This is a genomic window from Cardiobacterium sp. (assembly GCF_057314735.1).
Genome location: NZ_DBHKZK010000038.1, coordinates 1 through 16697 on the forward strand (window position 1 = coordinate 1; position 16697 = coordinate 16697).

Annotated in this window: 20 protein-coding genes and 1 pseudogene; 13 read left to right on the forward strand and 8 right to left on the reverse strand. The window is 60.0% G+C overall.

Features of this window, described 5'->3' with window-relative positions; all coding sequences use genetic code 11:
* Positions 1-83: 83 nt before the first annotated feature.
* On the forward strand, positions 84-1364 hold the full coding sequence (locus ACO54Z_RS04235; RefSeq protein WP_485995898.1) for a phosphatase PAP2/dual specificity phosphatase family protein: 1281 nt from the start codon (positions 84-86) through the stop codon (positions 1362-1364).
* 39 nt (positions 1365-1403) lie between these two features.
* Here ACO54Z_RS04235 and ACO54Z_RS04240 read toward each other — a convergent pair whose 3' ends face one another.
* Both ACO54Z_RS04240 and ACO54Z_RS04245 read right to left on the reverse strand, forming a co-directional pair.
* The gene (locus ACO54Z_RS04240) at positions 1404-2168 is read right to left on the reverse strand and encodes a transferrin-binding protein-like solute binding protein (protein WP_485995899.1); all 765 of its coding nucleotides are present in this window, start codon (positions 2166-2168) and stop codon (positions 1404-1406) included.
* 39 nt (positions 2169-2207) lie between these two features.
* On the reverse strand, positions 2208-2345 hold the full coding sequence (locus ACO54Z_RS04245) for an entericidin A/B family lipoprotein (RefSeq protein ID WP_298081070.1): 138 nt from the start codon (positions 2343-2345) through the stop codon (positions 2208-2210).
* A 141-nt stretch (positions 2346-2486) separates the two neighbouring features.
* Between ACO54Z_RS04245 and ACO54Z_RS04250 the strand changes: the two genes are divergently transcribed.
* The 8 genes from ACO54Z_RS04250 (at position 2487) to ACO54Z_RS04285 (ending at position 9904) form a co-directional block, all read left to right on the forward strand.
* Positions 2487-3428, forward strand: a complete 942-nt coding sequence (locus ACO54Z_RS04250; RefSeq protein ID WP_485995900.1) for an SPFH domain-containing protein — start codon at positions 2487-2489, stop codon at positions 3426-3428.
* A 394-nt stretch (positions 3429-3822) separates the two neighbouring features.
* On the forward strand, positions 3823-4104 hold the full coding sequence (locus ACO54Z_RS04255; RefSeq protein ID WP_485995901.1) for a hypothetical protein: 282 nt from the start codon (positions 3823-3825) through the stop codon (positions 4102-4104).
* 2 nt (positions 4105-4106) lie between these two features.
* Positions 4107-4553 carry an NfeD family protein gene (locus ACO54Z_RS04260; protein WP_485995902.1) on the forward strand — a complete coding sequence of 149 codons (447 nt, stop codon included), beginning with the start codon at positions 4107-4109 and terminating at the stop codon, positions 4551-4553.
* A gap of 458 nt (positions 4554-5011) precedes the next feature.
* Complete coding sequence (locus ACO54Z_RS04265) at positions 5012-5791, forward strand: phosphodiester glycosidase family protein (RefSeq protein WP_485995903.1); 780 nt, start codon at positions 5012-5014, stop codon at positions 5789-5791.
* Positions 5788-7269, forward strand: coding sequence for a Ppx/GppA phosphatase family protein (locus ACO54Z_RS04270; RefSeq protein WP_485995904.1), 1482 nt, complete (start codon positions 5788-5790; stop codon positions 7267-7269). The genes ACO54Z_RS04265 and ACO54Z_RS04270 overlap by 4 nt, the downstream gene beginning before the upstream one ends.
* A gap of 8 nt (positions 7270-7277) precedes the next feature.
* Positions 7278-7979: an ABC transporter ATP-binding protein gene (locus ACO54Z_RS04275; protein ID WP_485995905.1), complete on the forward strand. Its 702-nt coding sequence runs from the start codon at positions 7278-7280 to the stop codon at positions 7977-7979.
* Positions 7979-8740 (forward strand): DpnI domain-containing protein, encoded by a 762-nt coding sequence (locus ACO54Z_RS04280; protein ID WP_485995906.1) that lies wholly within the window; start codon positions 7979-7981, stop codon positions 8738-8740. Before ACO54Z_RS04275 ends, ACO54Z_RS04280 begins: the two co-directional genes overlap by 1 nt.
* 27 nt (positions 8741-8767) lie before the next feature.
* On the forward strand, positions 8768-9904 hold the full coding sequence (locus ACO54Z_RS04285) for an NnrS family protein (RefSeq protein ID WP_485995907.1): 1137 nt from the start codon (positions 8768-8770) through the stop codon (positions 9902-9904).
* Here the strand turns inward: ACO54Z_RS04285 and arfA are convergent.
* Positions 9849-10157 carry an alternative ribosome rescue factor ArfA gene (gene arfA / locus ACO54Z_RS04290; protein WP_485995908.1) on the reverse strand — a complete coding sequence of 103 codons (309 nt, stop codon included), beginning with the start codon at positions 10155-10157 and terminating at the stop codon, positions 9849-9851. The two genes, ACO54Z_RS04285 and arfA, sit on opposite strands and share 56 nt — an antisense overlap.
* Positions 10158-10181: 24 nt before the next feature.
* Positions 10182-11279 (reverse strand): annotated as a pseudogene (locus ACO54Z_RS04295) (ABC transporter substrate-binding protein).
* A gap of 257 nt (positions 11280-11536) precedes the next feature.
* Here ACO54Z_RS04295 and ACO54Z_RS04300 point away from each other — a divergent pair.
* The 4 genes from ACO54Z_RS04300 to ACO54Z_RS04315 all read left to right on the forward strand — a co-directional run bounded on the left by ACO54Z_RS04300 (position 11537) and on the right by ACO54Z_RS04315 (position 13296).
* Positions 11537-12031: a phenolic acid decarboxylase gene (locus ACO54Z_RS04300; protein ID WP_485995928.1), complete on the forward strand. Its 495-nt coding sequence runs from the start codon at positions 11537-11539 to the stop codon at positions 12029-12031.
* 152 nt (positions 12032-12183) lie between these two features.
* Positions 12184-12549, forward strand: a complete 366-nt coding sequence (locus tag ACO54Z_RS04305; RefSeq protein ID WP_485995909.1) for a DUF2255 family protein — start codon at positions 12184-12186, stop codon at positions 12547-12549.
* Between the two features lie 12 nt (positions 12550-12561).
* The gene (locus tag ACO54Z_RS04310; RefSeq protein ID WP_485995929.1) at positions 12562-12885 is read left to right on the forward strand and encodes a carboxymuconolactone decarboxylase family protein; all 324 of its coding nucleotides are present in this window, start codon (positions 12562-12564) and stop codon (positions 12883-12885) included.
* Between the two features lie 3 nt (positions 12886-12888).
* A complete protein-coding gene (locus ACO54Z_RS04315; RefSeq protein ID WP_485995910.1) occupies positions 12889-13296 on the forward strand; it encodes a cupin domain-containing protein in 408 nt (135 codons plus the stop codon).
* Between the two features lie 237 nt (positions 13297-13533).
* Here the strand turns inward: ACO54Z_RS04315 and fbaA are convergent, their stop codons facing one another.
* The 4 genes from fbaA to pssA are packed head-to-tail and all read right to left on the reverse strand — an operon-like array spanning position 13534 to position 16696.
* The gene (fbaA, locus tag ACO54Z_RS04320; RefSeq protein WP_485995911.1) at positions 13534-14613 is read right to left on the reverse strand and encodes a class II fructose-bisphosphate aldolase; all 1080 of its coding nucleotides are present in this window, start codon (positions 14611-14613) and stop codon (positions 13534-13536) included.
* Positions 14614-14655: 42 nt separating this feature from the next.
* Positions 14656-15321, reverse strand: a complete 666-nt coding sequence (locus tag ACO54Z_RS04325) for a TIGR04211 family SH3 domain-containing protein (protein ID WP_485995912.1) — start codon at positions 15319-15321, stop codon at positions 14656-14658.
* Positions 15318-15938, reverse strand: coding sequence for a hypothetical protein (locus ACO54Z_RS04330; RefSeq protein ID WP_485995913.1), 621 nt, complete (start codon positions 15936-15938; stop codon positions 15318-15320). Before ACO54Z_RS04330 ends, ACO54Z_RS04325 begins: the two co-directional genes overlap by 4 nt.
* Positions 15935-16696: a CDP-diacylglycerol--serine O-phosphatidyltransferase gene (gene pssA, locus ACO54Z_RS04335; protein ID WP_485995914.1), complete on the reverse strand. Its 762-nt coding sequence runs from the start codon at positions 16694-16696 to the stop codon at positions 15935-15937. Before pssA ends, ACO54Z_RS04330 begins: the two co-directional genes overlap by 4 nt.
* Position 16697 lies beyond the last annotated feature (1 nt).

Below are 16697 nucleotides of genomic sequence, written 5' to 3' on the forward strand. Positions count from 1 at the left end.
GCGTACTGTCTTCGGCGACGCGCCTTGTCTGAAACTTTCGGTGGATGGCTATAACAATTCCGCCATTAACCAAAGGACTGCCCATGAAACCCGCCCTGCCTGCCACCCTGCTCAAGCTCGCCGCCGTTGCCGTCCTTTTCTACGCCAGCTACGGTCTGACCAATTACCTCACCGCGCTGCGCGCGCCCGTGCCGGAAATCATCTACGGCTGGGAGCGCGCCATGCCCTTCGTGCCGTGGACGATTATTCCCTACTGGTCGCTGAATCTCTTGTACGCGCTCGGTTTTTTCCTCGCGCGCACGCGCGCCGAACTGCACCGCTATATCGCGCAACTGCTCGCCGCGCAGGCCATCGCCGTCTGCGGTTTTCTGCTTTTTCCGCTGCAAATCAGCTGGGCAAAGCCGGACGGCGACGGCATTTTCTTCGCGCTGTTCCGCTCACTCGCCGCCTTCGACCAGGCCTACAACGAAGCGCCCTCGCTGCACATCATCCTCACCCTCATCGTTGGCCGCTATTACTGGCCGAAACTGCCGCGCGCGCTGCGCCCGCTCTGGCTCGGTTGGTGCCTGCTCATCGGCGGCTCCGTCCTCACCACCTGGCAGCACCATTTCATTGACATCCCGACCGCGCTGGTTGCCGGTGCCTGCATCCTGTGGGTGTTACCTTGGCAGGGCGAAAGCCCGCTGCGTGGCCGCACGACGCCGACCCCGCGCAAACGTCGCGCCGTCGTGATTTACCTGTTGCTCGCGCTCGCCTGTGCCCTGCCTGCCGTGCAGGGCGGCGCGTGGCTGTGGCTGCTCTGCGCGAGCGTCGCCTGTTTGCTTGCCGCCGCCGGTTATGCCCGCTGTGGCGCGGTCATCTGGCAAAAACAGGCGGACGGGCAGGCGACGCTCGCCGCACGGCTGCTGTTATGGCCGCTGCATCTCGCCGCAGCGGTAAACCGCGCCTGCTGGCTGCGCCATGCGCGCGACCATGATGCCATCACTCCGCGCCTTGCCCTCGGTAGCAACCGTGCCGCCGCGTCATTTGCCGCCGTGGTTGATACCTGCGCCGAACTGCCGCCGCGCGGTCGCCCGGCGCATTACCGCTGCGTGCCGATGCTCGACATGGTCGCGCCGGAAGCGGATGAGCTGCGGCGCGCCGCAGCGGCAATTGAGGCACTGCTGCGGGTGCAATCCGCACCGGTGCTGGTCTGCTGCGCCCTCGGCTATGGCCGCAGCGTCGCCGCGCTGGTCACCTGGCTGGTGTGTTACGGCGACTGCGCCGATATGGATGACGCGCTGGCGCGGATTCGGCAAACGCGACCGCTCGCCCGCCTGCCGGACGAGACGCGCGCTGCGGTGGCACAGGCGATTGCGCCATAAAAAACCCCGCCGGGGCGGGGTTCGGTGAGTCGCGGCGTTTTAGCGGCGGGCGCCAAAGACTGCGGTGGTGTTGTTGTCGTCGTAAGTCCCGCCGAGTTCTTCCGCGTTCGGGCCGTAGAACGAGCCAATGGTACTCTTGCTGCCATCCTTACCGCTGAAGTTGCTGCCTTCGATATTGGCATTGATGTTGCCCTTGTAGGAGGGAGATGCCAGGCTGATCGCCAGTTTTTTGCCGGCGAAATCGGCATTGGCCTGCACGGTGCCCGCTTCGGTACGGTTGAAATTGTCGCCACTCCAGAGGCCGACGATGGCGTCGCCCTTGTAGGTGGCGCTGCCGCTGGTCGGCATATTGCTGACCGCCACGCCGCGGTAGAAACCGCCAATCTCGCCGTCAACCGGTTTGGCAACGCCAAACTGCGAGTAGTAGTAGAGGTTGTTGCTGAGCTGGAAGGATTCGTAAGATTTGCCGTCTGGCGCGGTGTAATGGCCGCCTTTGCCGGTCGCTGAGCCGTAAATGAGCAGGTTGCCCTGTTGGGTTGCACCTTGTGAGCTGCGCGGCAACTGGTACTGTACCTTGCCGTCATTGAGGACGAATTTGCTGCGGCCGGTGGTCGGCGCACGCTCGCCTTTGGCATTGAACATGACGCCGGTATAGGTCACGCCGTCGTCGGGCTGGGTGGAATTGTTGTTCTGATTCTGCGGCTTGTTGTTGTCGGCAGCGGGATTGTCGCCACCACCGCCACCGCAGGCGGCGAGTGCGAGCGGAAGGGCCAGTAACAGCAATTTGTTGATTTTTCCTGACATGGGAATACTCCTGAATGTTTGGGATGGGGAAAACAAAGTTTACTTGGCCCGGGCGGCGGCGTTCGAGACACTTTGCCCGGCGCGTTCCACGTCCTGACCGAAGCCCTGCACGGTGTTGCAGGCGCAAAGCAGTCCGGCAAAGGTGAGCAGCGCGGCGATTCTTGTCATTTTTTTCATGGGGTTCTCCGTGTTGGCGCTTCCACCGTGGAAGCCCGCGCATTTTAGCGTTTTGTATGGAAAATTGCGCCCGCCTGCATGGCATTCGCGCGGGGCGCATACTACAATCGCTCCAGTTTCAACCCACAACAGGAGTCCCCCATGCCCCCCTCGCTCACCTCCCAGCTCAGCGGCAGCACCATCTTCATCATCATCCTGATTATCCTCGTTTTCTGGTTCGGTCGCCGCGCCATCCAGATCGTCGATCAGGGGACGGAGCGCACCGTGCTGCGCCTTGGCCGCTACAACCGCACCCTTGAGCCCGGATTTCACCTCGTCGTGCCGCTGTGGGAGCGCGCCGACCGCAAGGTCAACATGAAAGAAACGGTGCTGGACGTGCCGCGCCAGGAAGTCATCACCAAGGACAACGCGCAGGTGACGGTCGATGGCGTCGTCTTCTACCAAATCACCAACGCCGCCAAGGCGAGCTATTCCGTCGATGACCTTGAGCTCGCCATTTTGAACCTCGCCACCACCAACCTGCGTACCGTTGCCGGCTCAATGACGCTCGACGACCTGCAATCGCAGCGCGACGCCATCAACGTCCGCCTGCTCGGCATCATTGACGACGCCACCGACCCTTGGGGCGTGAAAGTCACCCGCGTCGAAATCAAGGACATTACCCCGCCTGCCGACCTCGTTGACGCGATGGCGCGGCAGAAAAAAGCCGAACAAATCAAGCGCGCGCAAATCCTTGAGGCGGAAGGGATGCGCCAGGCAGAAATCCTGCGCGCCGAAGGCCTGAAACAGTCGCAGGTGCTGGAAGCGGAAGGACGCAAAGAAGCGGCCTTCCTTGAGGCGGAAGCGCGCGAACGGCAGGCGCAGGCGGAAGCGCGCGCCACCGACATGGTTTCCAAGGCCATCGCCGAAGGCGGTACCAACGCCATCAACTACTTCGTCGCGCAGGAATACGTGCGCGCGTTGGCGAAATTCGCCGAAAGCGAGCAGCAAAAAACCGTGTTCATGCCGATGGAATCCAGCGGCATCATCGGCGCGCTCGGTGGCATCGCGGAAATGTTCAAAAAAGACGGGAAAAAAGCATGAAGCGTCTCCTCGCCCTGACCCTCGTCCTCGCTGCCTGCACCAGCATCGCCGCCACGCCGCTGGAGCAGGCGAAAGCCGCCGCCGAGCGGGGTGATTTCAAAGAAGCCGAGCGCATCTGGACGGAGCTGGCACAAGCCGGTGATGCCAAAGCGCAGTACAACCTCGCGCTTATTCACTACTACGGGGAAGAAACCGGCATGCCCACAGACGACGCTGAAGTCCGCACCCTGCTGGAAAAAGCCGCCGCGCAAAATATCCCGGAAGCGCAGTATCACCTGGCGCTGCTGCTCCTGGATGCCAAACATGACCTTAACATCACGGCACTCAACACCCCCCCGTCACGGACGAGCGCAAACGCGGCGTTGAACTCCTCAGCCATGCGGCGGAAGCGGGTGTGGCGGAAGCGCAAGCCATGCTTGCCGCGCTTTACCACTTCGGCGTCAAAGACGTGCTGGAAAAAGACAACGCCAAACACATCGCCTGGCAAGAAAAAGCGGCAGAAAAAATCGCGCAAACGGCTTACCTCACCGGTGAAGGCTACGAAACCGGACTGGAGGGCTTCCCCGTCGATTGCGAAAAAGCCAAACACTGGTACCAAAAAGCGCACGACATGGGTATGAAATTCAGCTGGCCGCCCAAGCGCGACCTCTGCGCCCCAAAAAACAAACCGGAGTAACCATGCCCTTCGACCCTCCTTTCTGGAACTGGCTCATCTTAACCGGCATCTTCCTGCTGGTGGAAGTGCTGACCGTCTCCTTCTTCTTCCTCTTCTGGGGCGTGGCGGCACTGGTACTGGTCGGCATCACCCTCGCCGTGCCGACGCTGGACTGGCGCTGGCAATACGCCATCTTCGCCGCGCTGTCGCTCATCGCCATCCTCCTTTGGCGCCAGCTTGCCCGCCGCTGGCAATCCGACAAACACGACACCGCCGCGCTGCTCAACCATCGCGGCGCGCAGTACATCGGGCGGCAATTCACCCTCGACACCCCGGTGGAAAACGGCTACGGCAAGCTGAAAATCGGCGACAGCCTGTGGACGATTCAGGGCGATAACCTGCCTGCGGGCACGGACATCGTCATCACCGCGGTGGAAGACAACCGCCTGCATTACCGCAAGGCGCAATGAACGTGGACAAAACTGGCGGGACAAAACTCCCTACCTCATTTACATACACCTTGAGCGCTCAAGTGTATGTAAACAGAAGACCGTGTACTGATGCCGAATCGGCCACCAAACACCCCCTCCCTCGCAGGGCGAAGCCCGCAGCGGGGGAGGGCTGGGGTGGGGGTAAACCAAACCGCTTTACCACTAATATCGAAGCGCCCGCCGAAAACGTCGGGCATAAATACACGATTCATAAGGTGCTGCTGTCTAGTGAGCTTCTTTGTTGGGTTAGCTCGATGCGCGACAAGAACAGCTTGCGCAAGCAAGAATCCCGCCTGTTCCCAAATCCACCCGCTGAGACAAAACACGCCCTGCTACCCCCACCCCAACCCTCCCCCGCTGCGGACGCTGACGCGTCCTGCGAGGGAGGGAGAATATCCGTTACCCGCTCTCCATTTACATACACCTTGAGCGCTCAAGTGTATGTAAAACTCCTCCTCACCCTCACCCTCGCCCTGCTCACCGCCCCCGCCTTCGCCGCGCCGGATTTCAAACCGCTGGAAACTGGCGGCAGCTACGCGCAGCTTTACCAGCAAAACGTGCGCTACGGCGTCTATCAGGCCGACCCGGCGCGCGTCTCGCTGCACTGGAAAGCGACCGACGGCAGCGCCTACGCCAGCCTCGGCACGCTGAAACGCAGTCTCGAACAAAGCGGCGCGCGCGTTGCCTTCCTCATGAACGCGGGCATCTACAGCACCGACGACACCCCGGCAGGCCTGTGGATAGAGCGCGGCAAAACCCTCATCCCGCTCAACCGCAAGGCGGGTAAGGGTAACTTCCACATCCAGCCGAACGGCGTCTTTTACATCGAAGGCGGCAAGGCGCGTATCCAGCCGACCGCCGCCTACCAACTGGGCCAACACCAGCCCGAATGGGCGCTGCAATCCGGGCCGATGCTGCTGATAGACGGCAAGCCCAACGCGCGCTTCGTCAAAAACCTCTCCAGCCCGCACAAACGCAACGCCGTCTGCACCACCGCCGACGGCCGCCTCTACTTCATCCTTACCGAAGATTACGACCGCGACGGCGAATGGCCGAGCTTTCACCGCTTCGCCGAAGCCTTGCAACACCTCGGTTGCCACGACGCGCTCTACCTCGACGGCACCCTCTCCGGCTGGTACATCCCCGGCATCGCCGGCACCTTCCACTGGACACACTACGTCGGCATCATCGCCGTCACCACCCCGGAACACCCATGAAAGACCGCTACGCCGCCCTTGACCTCGGCTCCAACAGCTTCCACCTCGTCATCGCGCAAAAACGCGACGGCAGCATCCAAACCGTTGATAAAAACAAACAGATGGTGCGCCTTGGCGAAGGCCTGGACGACAACAACCTGCTCAGCGCCGACGCCATCGCACGCGGCATCGCGGCGCTGACGCAAATGGGACAACTCGTCGCCGACATCCCCGAAGACCAATTCCGCGCGGTAGCGACCAACACCCTGCGCGTCGCCGAAAACCGCGACGCCTTTATCGCTGCGGGCGAAGCCGCGCTGGGCAAACCCATCGAAATCATCAGCGGCAGCGAAGAAGCGGCGCTCATCTACCTCGGCATCAGCAAACACAACCACTTCACCGACCGCAGCCTCGTCATCGACATCGGCGGCGGCTCCACCGAAATCATCCTCGGCGAAGGCAGCGAACCGCAGCTATTGCGCTCGCTCGCCATCGGCTGCGCCAACATCGCCGCGCGCTACTTCGCCAAAGGCAAAATCACGAAAGCCGCCATCAAAAAAGCGCGCGACTACGCGGGTACCATCATCGAGCCGCACATCACCACCTACCGCAGCCAGCCGCCGTGGGCGCGCGTCGTCTTAAGCTCCGGCACCGCCAAAGCCATCGCCCGCGTCCTCAAAAAAGACACCATCGACCGCGCCGACCTCGACGCCCTGCTCGACAAACTCGCCGACATCGGCCACGCCGACAAACTGGCGAAAAAACTCGGCGTGGACGAAGCGCGCGCCTACGGCTTCAGCGGCGGCGTCAGCATCCTCGCCGCCCTCTACCAGCACCTTGACATCAACCGCGCCATCGTCAGCCAGGAAGCGCTGCGCGAAGGCGTACTGCTCGAACTGATGGGGCGCGACGGCGGCGACAGCGACGAACGCGAGCGCACCGCCCGCGCCCTGCAACACCGCTTTGGCGTGGACGTGGCGCAGGCCGACCACGTCGCCACCCTCGCCGAACACCTGAACGCGCAACTGCCCGAAGCCGCGCCGCCGCGCTTCGCACCGCTGTTGCGCTACGCCGCCTGGCTGCACGAAACCGGCTGGGCAATCGCGCGCAACGACATGCAAAAACACGGCGCCTACATCCTCGCCCACGCCGAAATGCCCGGCTACTCGCGGCTGATGCAGGACATCCTCGCCATCCTCGTCAAAGCACAAAAACGCAAACTGCCGGACAAAGACATCACCGCGCTGCCGGAAGCACACCGCGCCTGGGTCTGGCAAAACGCACTTGCCTTGCGCCTCGCCGTCCTCCTCCACCGCGCACGCACGCCCATCGCCGCCATCGACTACCCGGACATCCGCCGCTTCGGCGACCACTACCGCCTGCGCTTTCCGGACGGCTACCTCGCCGCCCGCCCGCTCACCCTCGCCGACCTGCAACAAGAACAAACCCTGTGGCAAGAAAGCAGCCCGTGGACGCTGGAATACCACGCGCCAGAATGAACGCCACCATGCTCCATATCAACAACCTGCGCATTGACCTCGCCGGACAAACCATCCTCGAACACATCAGCCTCGACCTCTCCGCCGGGGAAAGCCTCGCCCTCTCCGGCGCCTCCGGCAGCGGCAAAACCACGCTGCTGCGCGCCATCGCCGGGCTGACCGAACCGCAGGAAGGGTGCATCGAAAACCACGCGAAGCGCCTCGCCTACCTCTATCAGGAACCGCGCCTGCTACCGTGGTTGCGCGCCGACGAAAACATCCGTCTCGTCGCGCCCGACGCCAGCGACGCGCGCATCCGCCAGCTGCTCGCCGAGCTCTGGCTGGACGGCAAGGACGCGCGCAAATACCCGCACGAACTCTCCGGCGGGATGCAGCAGCGAATTGCGCTCGCCCGTGCGCTTATCACCGAGCCCGACCTGCTCCTGATGGACGAACCCTTCTCCGCGCTCGACCCGCGCCTGCGCGACGAACTGCAACAGCGCATCATCCGCACCATTGAAAGCGGCACCAGCGTCGTCCTCGTCACCCACGACGCGCAGGAAGCGGTGCGCCTCGCGCAACACATCTACTGCCTCGGCGGCAAACCGGCGGGCATCTTCGCCGAAATCCCCCTACCGGACGCCTTCAGCGCCCGCAACCACGCCTGGTGCGCGGCAAAAAGCGCGCATCCCGCCCTGCGCGGTATTGAAGAAGCGGCGCTGGCGGATTGATGAATCTCTGTTTTGACCCCGCCCAGGCCGCTGGCTACAAAAGCCGCGCGCAAATCGTGCGCGTCCTTTCCGAACACTGGCTAAAAACCCATATTTCCTGTATCCATTGCGGTAACGCGCTACAAAAAACGGAAAATAACAGCCGCGTTAAAGATTTTATTTGCCCGCATTGCCATGAAAACTACGAATTAAAAAGCAAAAACGGATTATCCATCGGCGCAAAAGTCCCCGATGGCGCATACCGCACCATGATTGAACGCATCCAGGCGGCAGACAATCCTGGTTTCTTCTTTCTCGCTTACCGCCGCCGTGATTACCGCGTGCAACAGCTTGTCCTCGTGCCCAAACATTTCGTGACCGCTGCCATGATTGTGCCGCGCCGCAAGATGCTGAAAGGACGCAAAGATTATTTGATGTGCGACATGAATCTCGGTGGTCTGCCGGAGAGTGGCAAAATCCGCCTGATTGAAAAAGAACAGGTAATTGATCCTGCTATCGTGCAAAAACAATGGCAAGCGCATCTCTATCTGCGGGGACAAAAAGCGGAAAAGAAAAGCTGGCTGCTGGCAATCATGCGTTGCCTGGATTTATTGCCCGCACAATTCACCCTGGCGCAAGTTTATGCCTTTGCCGAAACCTTGCACCGGCAATTCCCCGCCAATCAACATATCGAGGCAAAAATCCGCCAACAATTACAAATTCTGCGCGCGCAAAACATCATCGAATTTATCGCGCGCGGGCAATACCGAAAAATCCTCTGAACCCCAAATCAGCCCGCCCCAAAAGCCATGACCCCCGCCGACATTCTCTCCCTGCGCAACACCGAACACCCCTTCCGCCTCTTTTTCCCGCTCGCCTGCCTCGGCGCCTGGGTGGCGCTCTTGCCGTGGCTGGCGCTCTTGCTCGCGCCGCAGTACGCCGGGCATTTCCCGCTGCACTGGCACGCCTTCGCCTTCCTCAACCTCTGCGCCGGGGCGGGCTTCGTCGGCTTCCTCATGACCGCGTTGCCGTCGTGGACGAGCGACCCCGCGCCGCGCAGCATCCACAGCTACCTGCTGCTTGCCCTCTGGGGCAGCATCCTCTTCGCCCTGCCGTGGCCGTCCGTCGCGCTCACCGCCTGTGCCGCCTTCTGGGGTTATCTCAGCGCCTACACCGTCTGGCGCGTCATCCATAACCGCCGCACGAACCTCACCAGTTTCGTCATCACCATGAGTATGCTCACCGCGCTCGCCGTCCGCTACGGCTTCAGGCCGGACGGGGCGACGCTGCATCAAATGGTCGATACCATGCTGATTGCCGTCGCGCTGGTGAATTTCCGCGTTGGCCGTGTGCTCGGCAACGAGGCGCTGAAAGACGGCGGCCACGGCGAATTGCGCTTCATGCCCAACCCCTACGCGAAAAACATCAGCGCGCTGATGCTCGGCCTCTACATCGCCGTCGCGGCAGCGGGCGCGGCGGACAACATCCAGGGCTGGCTGGCGCTCGCGGTCGCCGCCGCCTTCGCCGCACGCTTGCAGGACTGGCACAGCCTGCTGCTGTTGCGCGCACATTACGTCCGTGCCAATTACAGCGTCAGTTTGGCGCTGGCCGTCGGCTATGGCATGACCGGCATCGCGCAACTCGCCGCCCCGGCGTTGTACAGCCCGGCCCGGCACCTGCTCGCCATCGCGGCAATGCTGGCGATGGTGCTGACCATCATGAGCATTGCCGGCATCCGCCACAGCGGGCTGAAACTGCATTTTTACCGCGACACCCGCCTTGCTCTCGCCCTCATCCTCTGCGGCGGCCTGTCGCGCTGCTTCGGCGCACTCTATGCGCCCGGTCTCGCTACCATTTACGCCATCCCCGCCGTCTGCATCGCCACCGCGTTTACGCTTTATGCGCTGCGTTATATCGGCATTTTCCGCCGCACCGAGCCGCGGTGAGACGGCGACCGCAGCCCCAAAAAGAAACACCGCCCTGTTCATGGCGGTGTTTCTTGTGCTTGTCGTGGCGGCTGAAGGCGCCTTTGCCTTTCTTCGCCTTGACGATTTGTTGACGGTACTTGCCGCTATGCAGCAAATCCTGATGCAGGCTGCGTCGGTTCATGTTGTTTCTCCGTATTAAAGGGCGGCGGATTATACGCCGCTTTTTCGCCGAATCCAGCCGGAAATCAGAAAAAGCCGCCTGAAAATACATTCAGGCGGCTTTTAATCAAGTTCATTAACGCAATGCTTTCATTGGTTGCAATCCCAATACCCCGGCGGAAGATTCGCCCTGCACATCCCCGACGAACAATCCGATTTGCGCGCGGAATCTTTCTACCGCCGCACGGTCATTCATGAATTGATCGAAGGCTTGCAGATTGGCATTCGGATATTCCCAAATGGCCTTGTATCCTTGCGGCGGTTGCACATCGGTGCGTACCGGCCACATATACCAAACGTTTTGCTAGGTATCTTTATCGAGCAGCCAGCTCAAATACAATTTTGCCGCTTCCGGGTGTTTGGCCTCTTTCAAAATGGCCGCGCGTTGCGCCCAGGCGACGAAGCCGTCTTTTTCCGGCAGGGTGAATTGCGCAGCGGCATTGGCATCGGCTTTCAGTGCGCCATCGGTAGAAAACGTGACCGGATATTTGCCGGATTCGACCTCATCGGCGGGCGCTTGTGTGCCGCGAACGAAATGCGGTTCCTGTTTCATCAATTGCGCCAGCCATTGCTAGCCGTGGCGGTCAATCGTTTGTTTGTACCAGAACAGCACCGCGTCATCGTCATTGGGATAGGTGGAGATAATTTTGCCTTTCAGCGCAGGATTCAGATAATCGGCTGCTTCGCGCGGCGGCTTGATGTCGCCTAATGCTTTTGCATTGGCGAAATTGCTGAAGGCATCGACAAATACCCCGGTCCAGGCGCCATCATTATCTTTGAAGTCTTTATAAACCGCTTCCCAGCCAATCGGCTTGTACGGCAACAATACCCCTTCGGCTTTCCAGCGTGGAAAATCTTGCAACGTTTGCAATTGCACCACGTCAGCGACGACAGCTTTATTGGCAATCTGGTAATCGACACGGGCGTCGTGTACTTTGCTGTAATCGACCACGGTATCGAGGGTAATACCGGGGAATCGTTTTTCAAAAGCGGCCTTGATGCTATTTTGTTGTTCCGGGGTATCACCACCGGCATAAACGACGAGCTTGCCGCCTTCTTTCAAGGCCGCCTGATAAAGCTGTTCCAGATCGCGTGTTTCATTCTCGACCGCCTGTGCCTGCATGGCGGCAGTCAATGCCAGCAATCCGGCGGAAAGAAGCAAAGATTTTTTCATGGATGATTTCTGTAGGGTGAAAAGGGAGCGCCATTATAGGGATTTCGGGCGGGCGGTAAATCGCATTTGGGGAAACGTTCAGTCAACGCTGCGGAAATATTGCTTTTTCGTCTGCCCCATCAAATTTTCTTTGCATCATGCGCGAACGCGGCCAACGCCGCCCTTCAAAGTCGCCCGCTAACGGCGTACACTGCCTGTCCGGCCACCCGCCGGGCTTTTCATTTGCCTATATGAGGAACACACTGATGATCAAAGATTTGGAACAATTCCTGGGCAGCCATTTCATTTACACCTACGCCAATGGCTGGGAATACGAGTTTTATGTCAAAAACGCCGATACCGTTGATTACCGCATCCATAGCGGCATGGTTGGCGGGCGCTGGGTACGCGACCAGAAAGCGGATATTGTCAAACTCACCGACGGCGTTTTCAAAGTCGCCTGGACCGAGCCGACCGGCACCGATGTTGCCCTCGATTTCATGCCCAATGAAAACCGCCTGCACGGCATTATCTTTTTCCCGAAATGGGTACACGAACACCCGGAAATTACGGTCTGCCACCAGAATGATTTTATCCCGCTGATGGAAGAAAGCCGCGAAAAATACGATACCTATCCCAAATACGTCGTGCCGGAATTTGCCACCATTACTTTCTACAAAAATGAAGGTATTAACAACGAGAAAGTCATCGCGCAAGCGCCCTATGCGACGATGGCGGAAGAAATCCGTACCGGGAAATTGCGCTTCAGCTAATTAATGCTCGTTTTGCATACAGCGGTCGCAAGACCGCTTTTTGCCATTGGCATTATTAACCGGTGGCTAAAACAGCCTTGCCCGTCGCACCGCTAATACCGCGCGTTTTTACCGCCTATAATGCCACCTTCCAACCCAAGAGGAGTACAACCATGTGGAATACTGAAACCCTGCAAGCCATCAATCAGGCCGATGACCTGAAAATCGCACCATATCGCGCCAATGGCAAACCCGGCACGCCAACCTGGATTTGGGAGGTTGCTGTTGATGGTCGCCTGTTTGTTCGCGCTTATAGCGGCACGCATTCCAGCTGGTATCAAGCTGCGATAGCGCAGCAAAGCGGCGAGATTCATGCCATCGGCCAGATATTCAAGGTACGTTTTGCGCCGGTTCATGACGCGGCATTGAATGAAAAAATTGATGCCGCCTACCACGAAAAATATGCCAGCAGCCGCTATATGACGCATATGATTGGCAATGCTGCCCGTGCTGCAACCGTTGAAATCTTGCCGCAATAAAAAGGAGGAACCCTGATGAAAAAACAAACAGCCGGACGCGATTTGCTTGGCGACTTCGCCCCCAAATTCGCCGAACTGAATGATGATGTCTTGTTCGGTCAGGTCTGGTCACGCGAGGCGGAATTGCCCGCGCATACCCGCAGTCTGCTCACCATTGCTACGCTGATTTCCGGCGGCAATTTTGAGCAATTACCCACGCATTTGCGCATTGGCAAGGGAAATGGCATCAGCCAAAAGGAAATTGCCGAAGTGATTACCCATCTGGCGTTTTATGTCGGCTGGCCGAAAGCGTGGTCGGCATTCCATCTCGCCAAACAGGTCTTTAACGAGGAGTAGAACATGAGCCAAAACGAATCCGTGCAACAGGGCATTTTCCCGCGGGGCGACAAAAACGACGCCTATGCGCAATTTTTCACCGGACAGAGTTATCTGCACAAGCTGGTCGTAGATGCCGATATTCCGCTGGCGGTCGCCAATGTCACCTTTGAACCCGGCTGCCGCAACAACTGGCATATTCACACCGATGGCTATCAAATCCTGCTCGTCACCGCTGGTGCGGGCTGGTATCAGGAGGCGGGGCAGACGGCGCGTGCGCTGCATCCGGGCGATGTTGTTGTCACCCATAAAGGTGTCCGGCATTGGCATGGCGCACAAAAAGATAGCTGGTTCAGCCATGTCGCCCTTACCGCCGGAAAAACGGAATTTTTTGAAGCGGTCGATGCGCGCGCGTATGACGCGCTGCATTGATTTTATTTTGTAATTTGCCGCCCGCTACGGGCGGCTTTCTTTTTTGTTTTAGGCGCGGTCGTATCGCCGATGTTGAGGATGACGCGGCTGGCTTCGGTAGAGGGCTTCGATGTCGTCAAGCGCTACGGCTTTACCAGATGCGGCGGTGATTAACCCCCGACGCTTCTCCAAAGAAGGAGGGGCGCAGCCATAAATAAAGAATGCAGCCCGCAGGCTGCATTCTTGGGTGCGCGGCGCTTAGAGGACGTCGCGGCAGTTGAGGTCTTCAAAGGCTGCTTCGAGGCGGGCGGACATGGATTCTTCCATTTTCCGCAGCCATACGCGCGGGTCGTAGTATTTTTTGTTCGGCGCGTCCGGGCCTTCCGGGTTGCCGAGCTGGCCTTGCAGGTAGGCTTCGTTCTTTTTGTAGTAGTTGAGGATGCCGTCCCACGATGCCCATTGGGTGTCGGTATCGATGTTCATTTTGATGGCACCGTAGCTGATGGCTTCGCGGATTTCGGCCTGTGAGGAGCCGGAGCCGCCGTGGAAGACGAAGTTGATCGGTTTGTCGGAAAGTCCGCGCTCTTTGGCGACGTATTTTTGTGAGTCGCCGAGGATGCTCGGTTTGAGTTTGACGTTGCCGGGTTTGTACACGCCGTGGACGTTGCCGAAGGCGGCAGCGACGGTGAAACGCGGGCTGATGGGGTTCAGTTGGTCATAGACGTAGAGGACGTCTTGCGGCTGGCTGTAGAGGCGGCTTTCGTCCACGCCGGAGTTATCAACGCCGTCTTCTTCGCCGCCGGTGATGCCAATCTCGATTTCCAGCGTCATCCCCATTTTGCTCATGCGCTCAAGGTATTTGCGGCAGATTTCCATGTTTTCGGCGATCGGCTCTTCGGAGAGGTCGATCATGTGCGAGGAGAACAGCGGTTTGCCGGTCTCTTTGAAGTGTTTTTCGCCCGCGTCGAGCAGGCCGTCAATCCACGGCAGCAGTTTTTTCGCGGCGTGGTCGGTGTGCAGGATGACCGGGACGCCGTATTCGGCAGCGAGGGTGTGCACTTGTTTGGCACCGACGATGGCACCGAGGACGTCCGGGCGCGCGCCGCTTGCGGGTTTGATGCCTTTGCCGGCGAGGAACTGGGCGCCACCGTTGGAGAACTGGATGATGATGGGGGCTTTGACGCGGGCGGCGGTTTCGAGGGCGGCGTTGATGGAGTCGCTGCCGACGCAGTTTACCGCCGGGATGGCGAAGCCTTGTGCTTTGGCAGCGGCAAAGACTTTTTGTACGTCGTCACCGGTGATGACGCCGGGTTTTACGATGTCGGAGATTTTTGTCATGGTGTTTTTCCTGTGTTTTGTGACGGTCATTGATGCGACGGCTTAGAGGTCGTCGAAGCTGCTGCGGCGGCGCTGGCCAAGGCGGAACAGGCCGGAGAGCCAATGCAGGATGAATCCTGCAAAGACGAGAAACCCGCCGGCGTAAAGCTGTTTTTGGTTCAGGCTTTCTTCGAGGCGGGTGTTGCGGTGTTTCAGGCTCAGGTTTTCTTGTTCGAGTTTGACGACGGTGTCTTGCAGTTCGCGGTTGCGCTGGTCGATGGCCATCGCGTTGCCGGAGGCGCGTTGCAGGGCGACGAGTTCGTCGCGCGCTTTTTGTTCGGCGCTTTGCAGGGCTTCAAGACGGGCTTTGAGCGCGTCCAGCGACTGGTTTTGGTCGTTGGTGGTGTTTTGCAGGGTCTGGGTTTCGCCTTGCAGTTGTTGCAGTTGTTGTTGTTGTTCGGCGAAGCGGCTGTGCACGCTGGGGGTTTGCATGATGCTGCGCGCCGAGACCCAGCCGTTGATGTCGCCGGTTTTGACGTGGATGTAGTCGCCGTTGCGGTCGAGCATTTCGACGGCTTCGCCGGAGCGCAGGGTGCCGAGGAATTTGGAGTCGCTCGCCGGTTTGTCGTAAACGGCGGTGCGCAGTTCGTCGCTAATCCAAGCTTGTTGGGCGGCGAGGGCGGGGACGGCGGTGAGTGCAAGCGCGAGCAGCACGGGGGTTTTGTTCAAAACAGGCTCCTTTTGATGTCAACCCATTGGCGCCAGAGGGTGTTTTTTTGGCCGGGGTCGTTATGGGCGAGGTAGGGATGTAAAAAATTATAGGCTTTCGGGGGGGCTTTGCCAATCGCGCTGCCCGCGTCGCGCAAGGCTTCGCCGCAGGTGATGAGCGGTTTGGCGGCGAGGTTTTCCGGCGGGGCGGCCTCATTGGGAACGGGCAGCGGCTGGCTGCGGGCAAGGTCAAACAGCGCGGTGAAGAGTTGCAAGGCTTCATCGCTATCGGTCGCGCGGAAGAGGGCGAGCAGCAGGCGGCGTTCGCCTTCGCTCGCAAAGGGCATCAGCCGCCCGTTTTCGCACCACAGCGGCGGCAACAGCCAGTTGCAGCGCAGTGCATCGCCGCTAAGCAGGGTGTAGTCGCGCGTGAGGTGGACGCTGGCGGCAATGCCAGACAGCGGCAGGGTGGTGGCGGTCGTGGCGGGGACGGGCGCGGCGGTAGCAACCGGTGCGGTGGTTGTTGCCGGGGCAGCGGGTGGCGCGGCGCGCAGGGCGGCGAGTTCGGCGCGCGGCAGCCACAGTTTGTAGCCGAGCAGCGCCAGCGCGGTTTGTTGGTTCGGGCGGAGGGTAATCACCCGGTGCGTCCCTGGCGGCGTTTAACGATGCGCCACAGGGTCCAGACGGGGCCGTGCAGGCCGTAGAGGAGGAAGAGCGCGAAGAGTGTGGGGGCAGGCTTGAGGAAGATGAGGCCGATGAGGCAGGCGGGCAGCGCGGCTTTGCTGAAGGGCAGGCGGCTTTGCAGTTTGAAGGTTTTGAAGCTGTAGTACTTGAAGTTGCTCACCATCGCCAGCGCGCTGAACCAGGTGAGGACGGTGGAGAGCATGATGAGGTTGGCGCCGTTCCAGTGGTAGTGGCTGCCGGTCCAGACGAAGCCGGCGACGATGGCGGCGGCAGACGGGCTGGGCAGGCCGATGAAGACGGCTTTGTCGGTGATGCCGACTTGGACGTTGAAGCGGGCGAGGCGCAGCGCGGTGCAGGCGGTGTAGATGAAGGCGGTGAGCCAGCCGAGTTTGTCGGGGTACATCGGTTCGATGGCGGCGTAGTGCAGCGCCCACTGGTAGATGACGATGGCAGGGGCGACGCCGAAGGAGATGAGGTCGGCAAGCGAGTCGTATTGCACGCCGAATTCGGATTCAGTGCGGGTGAGACGGGCGACGCGGCCGTCGCAGCCGTCGAAGATCATGGCGACGAAGATGAGCGCGGCGGCGAAGCTGAAGTTGCCGCTACCGTCGATGACGGCGAGGATGGCGTAGAAGCCGCAGAAGAGGGATGCGGTGGTGAAGAGGTTGGGCAGGATGTAAACGGTTTTTGAGCCGCGTATAGGCGTGGGCATG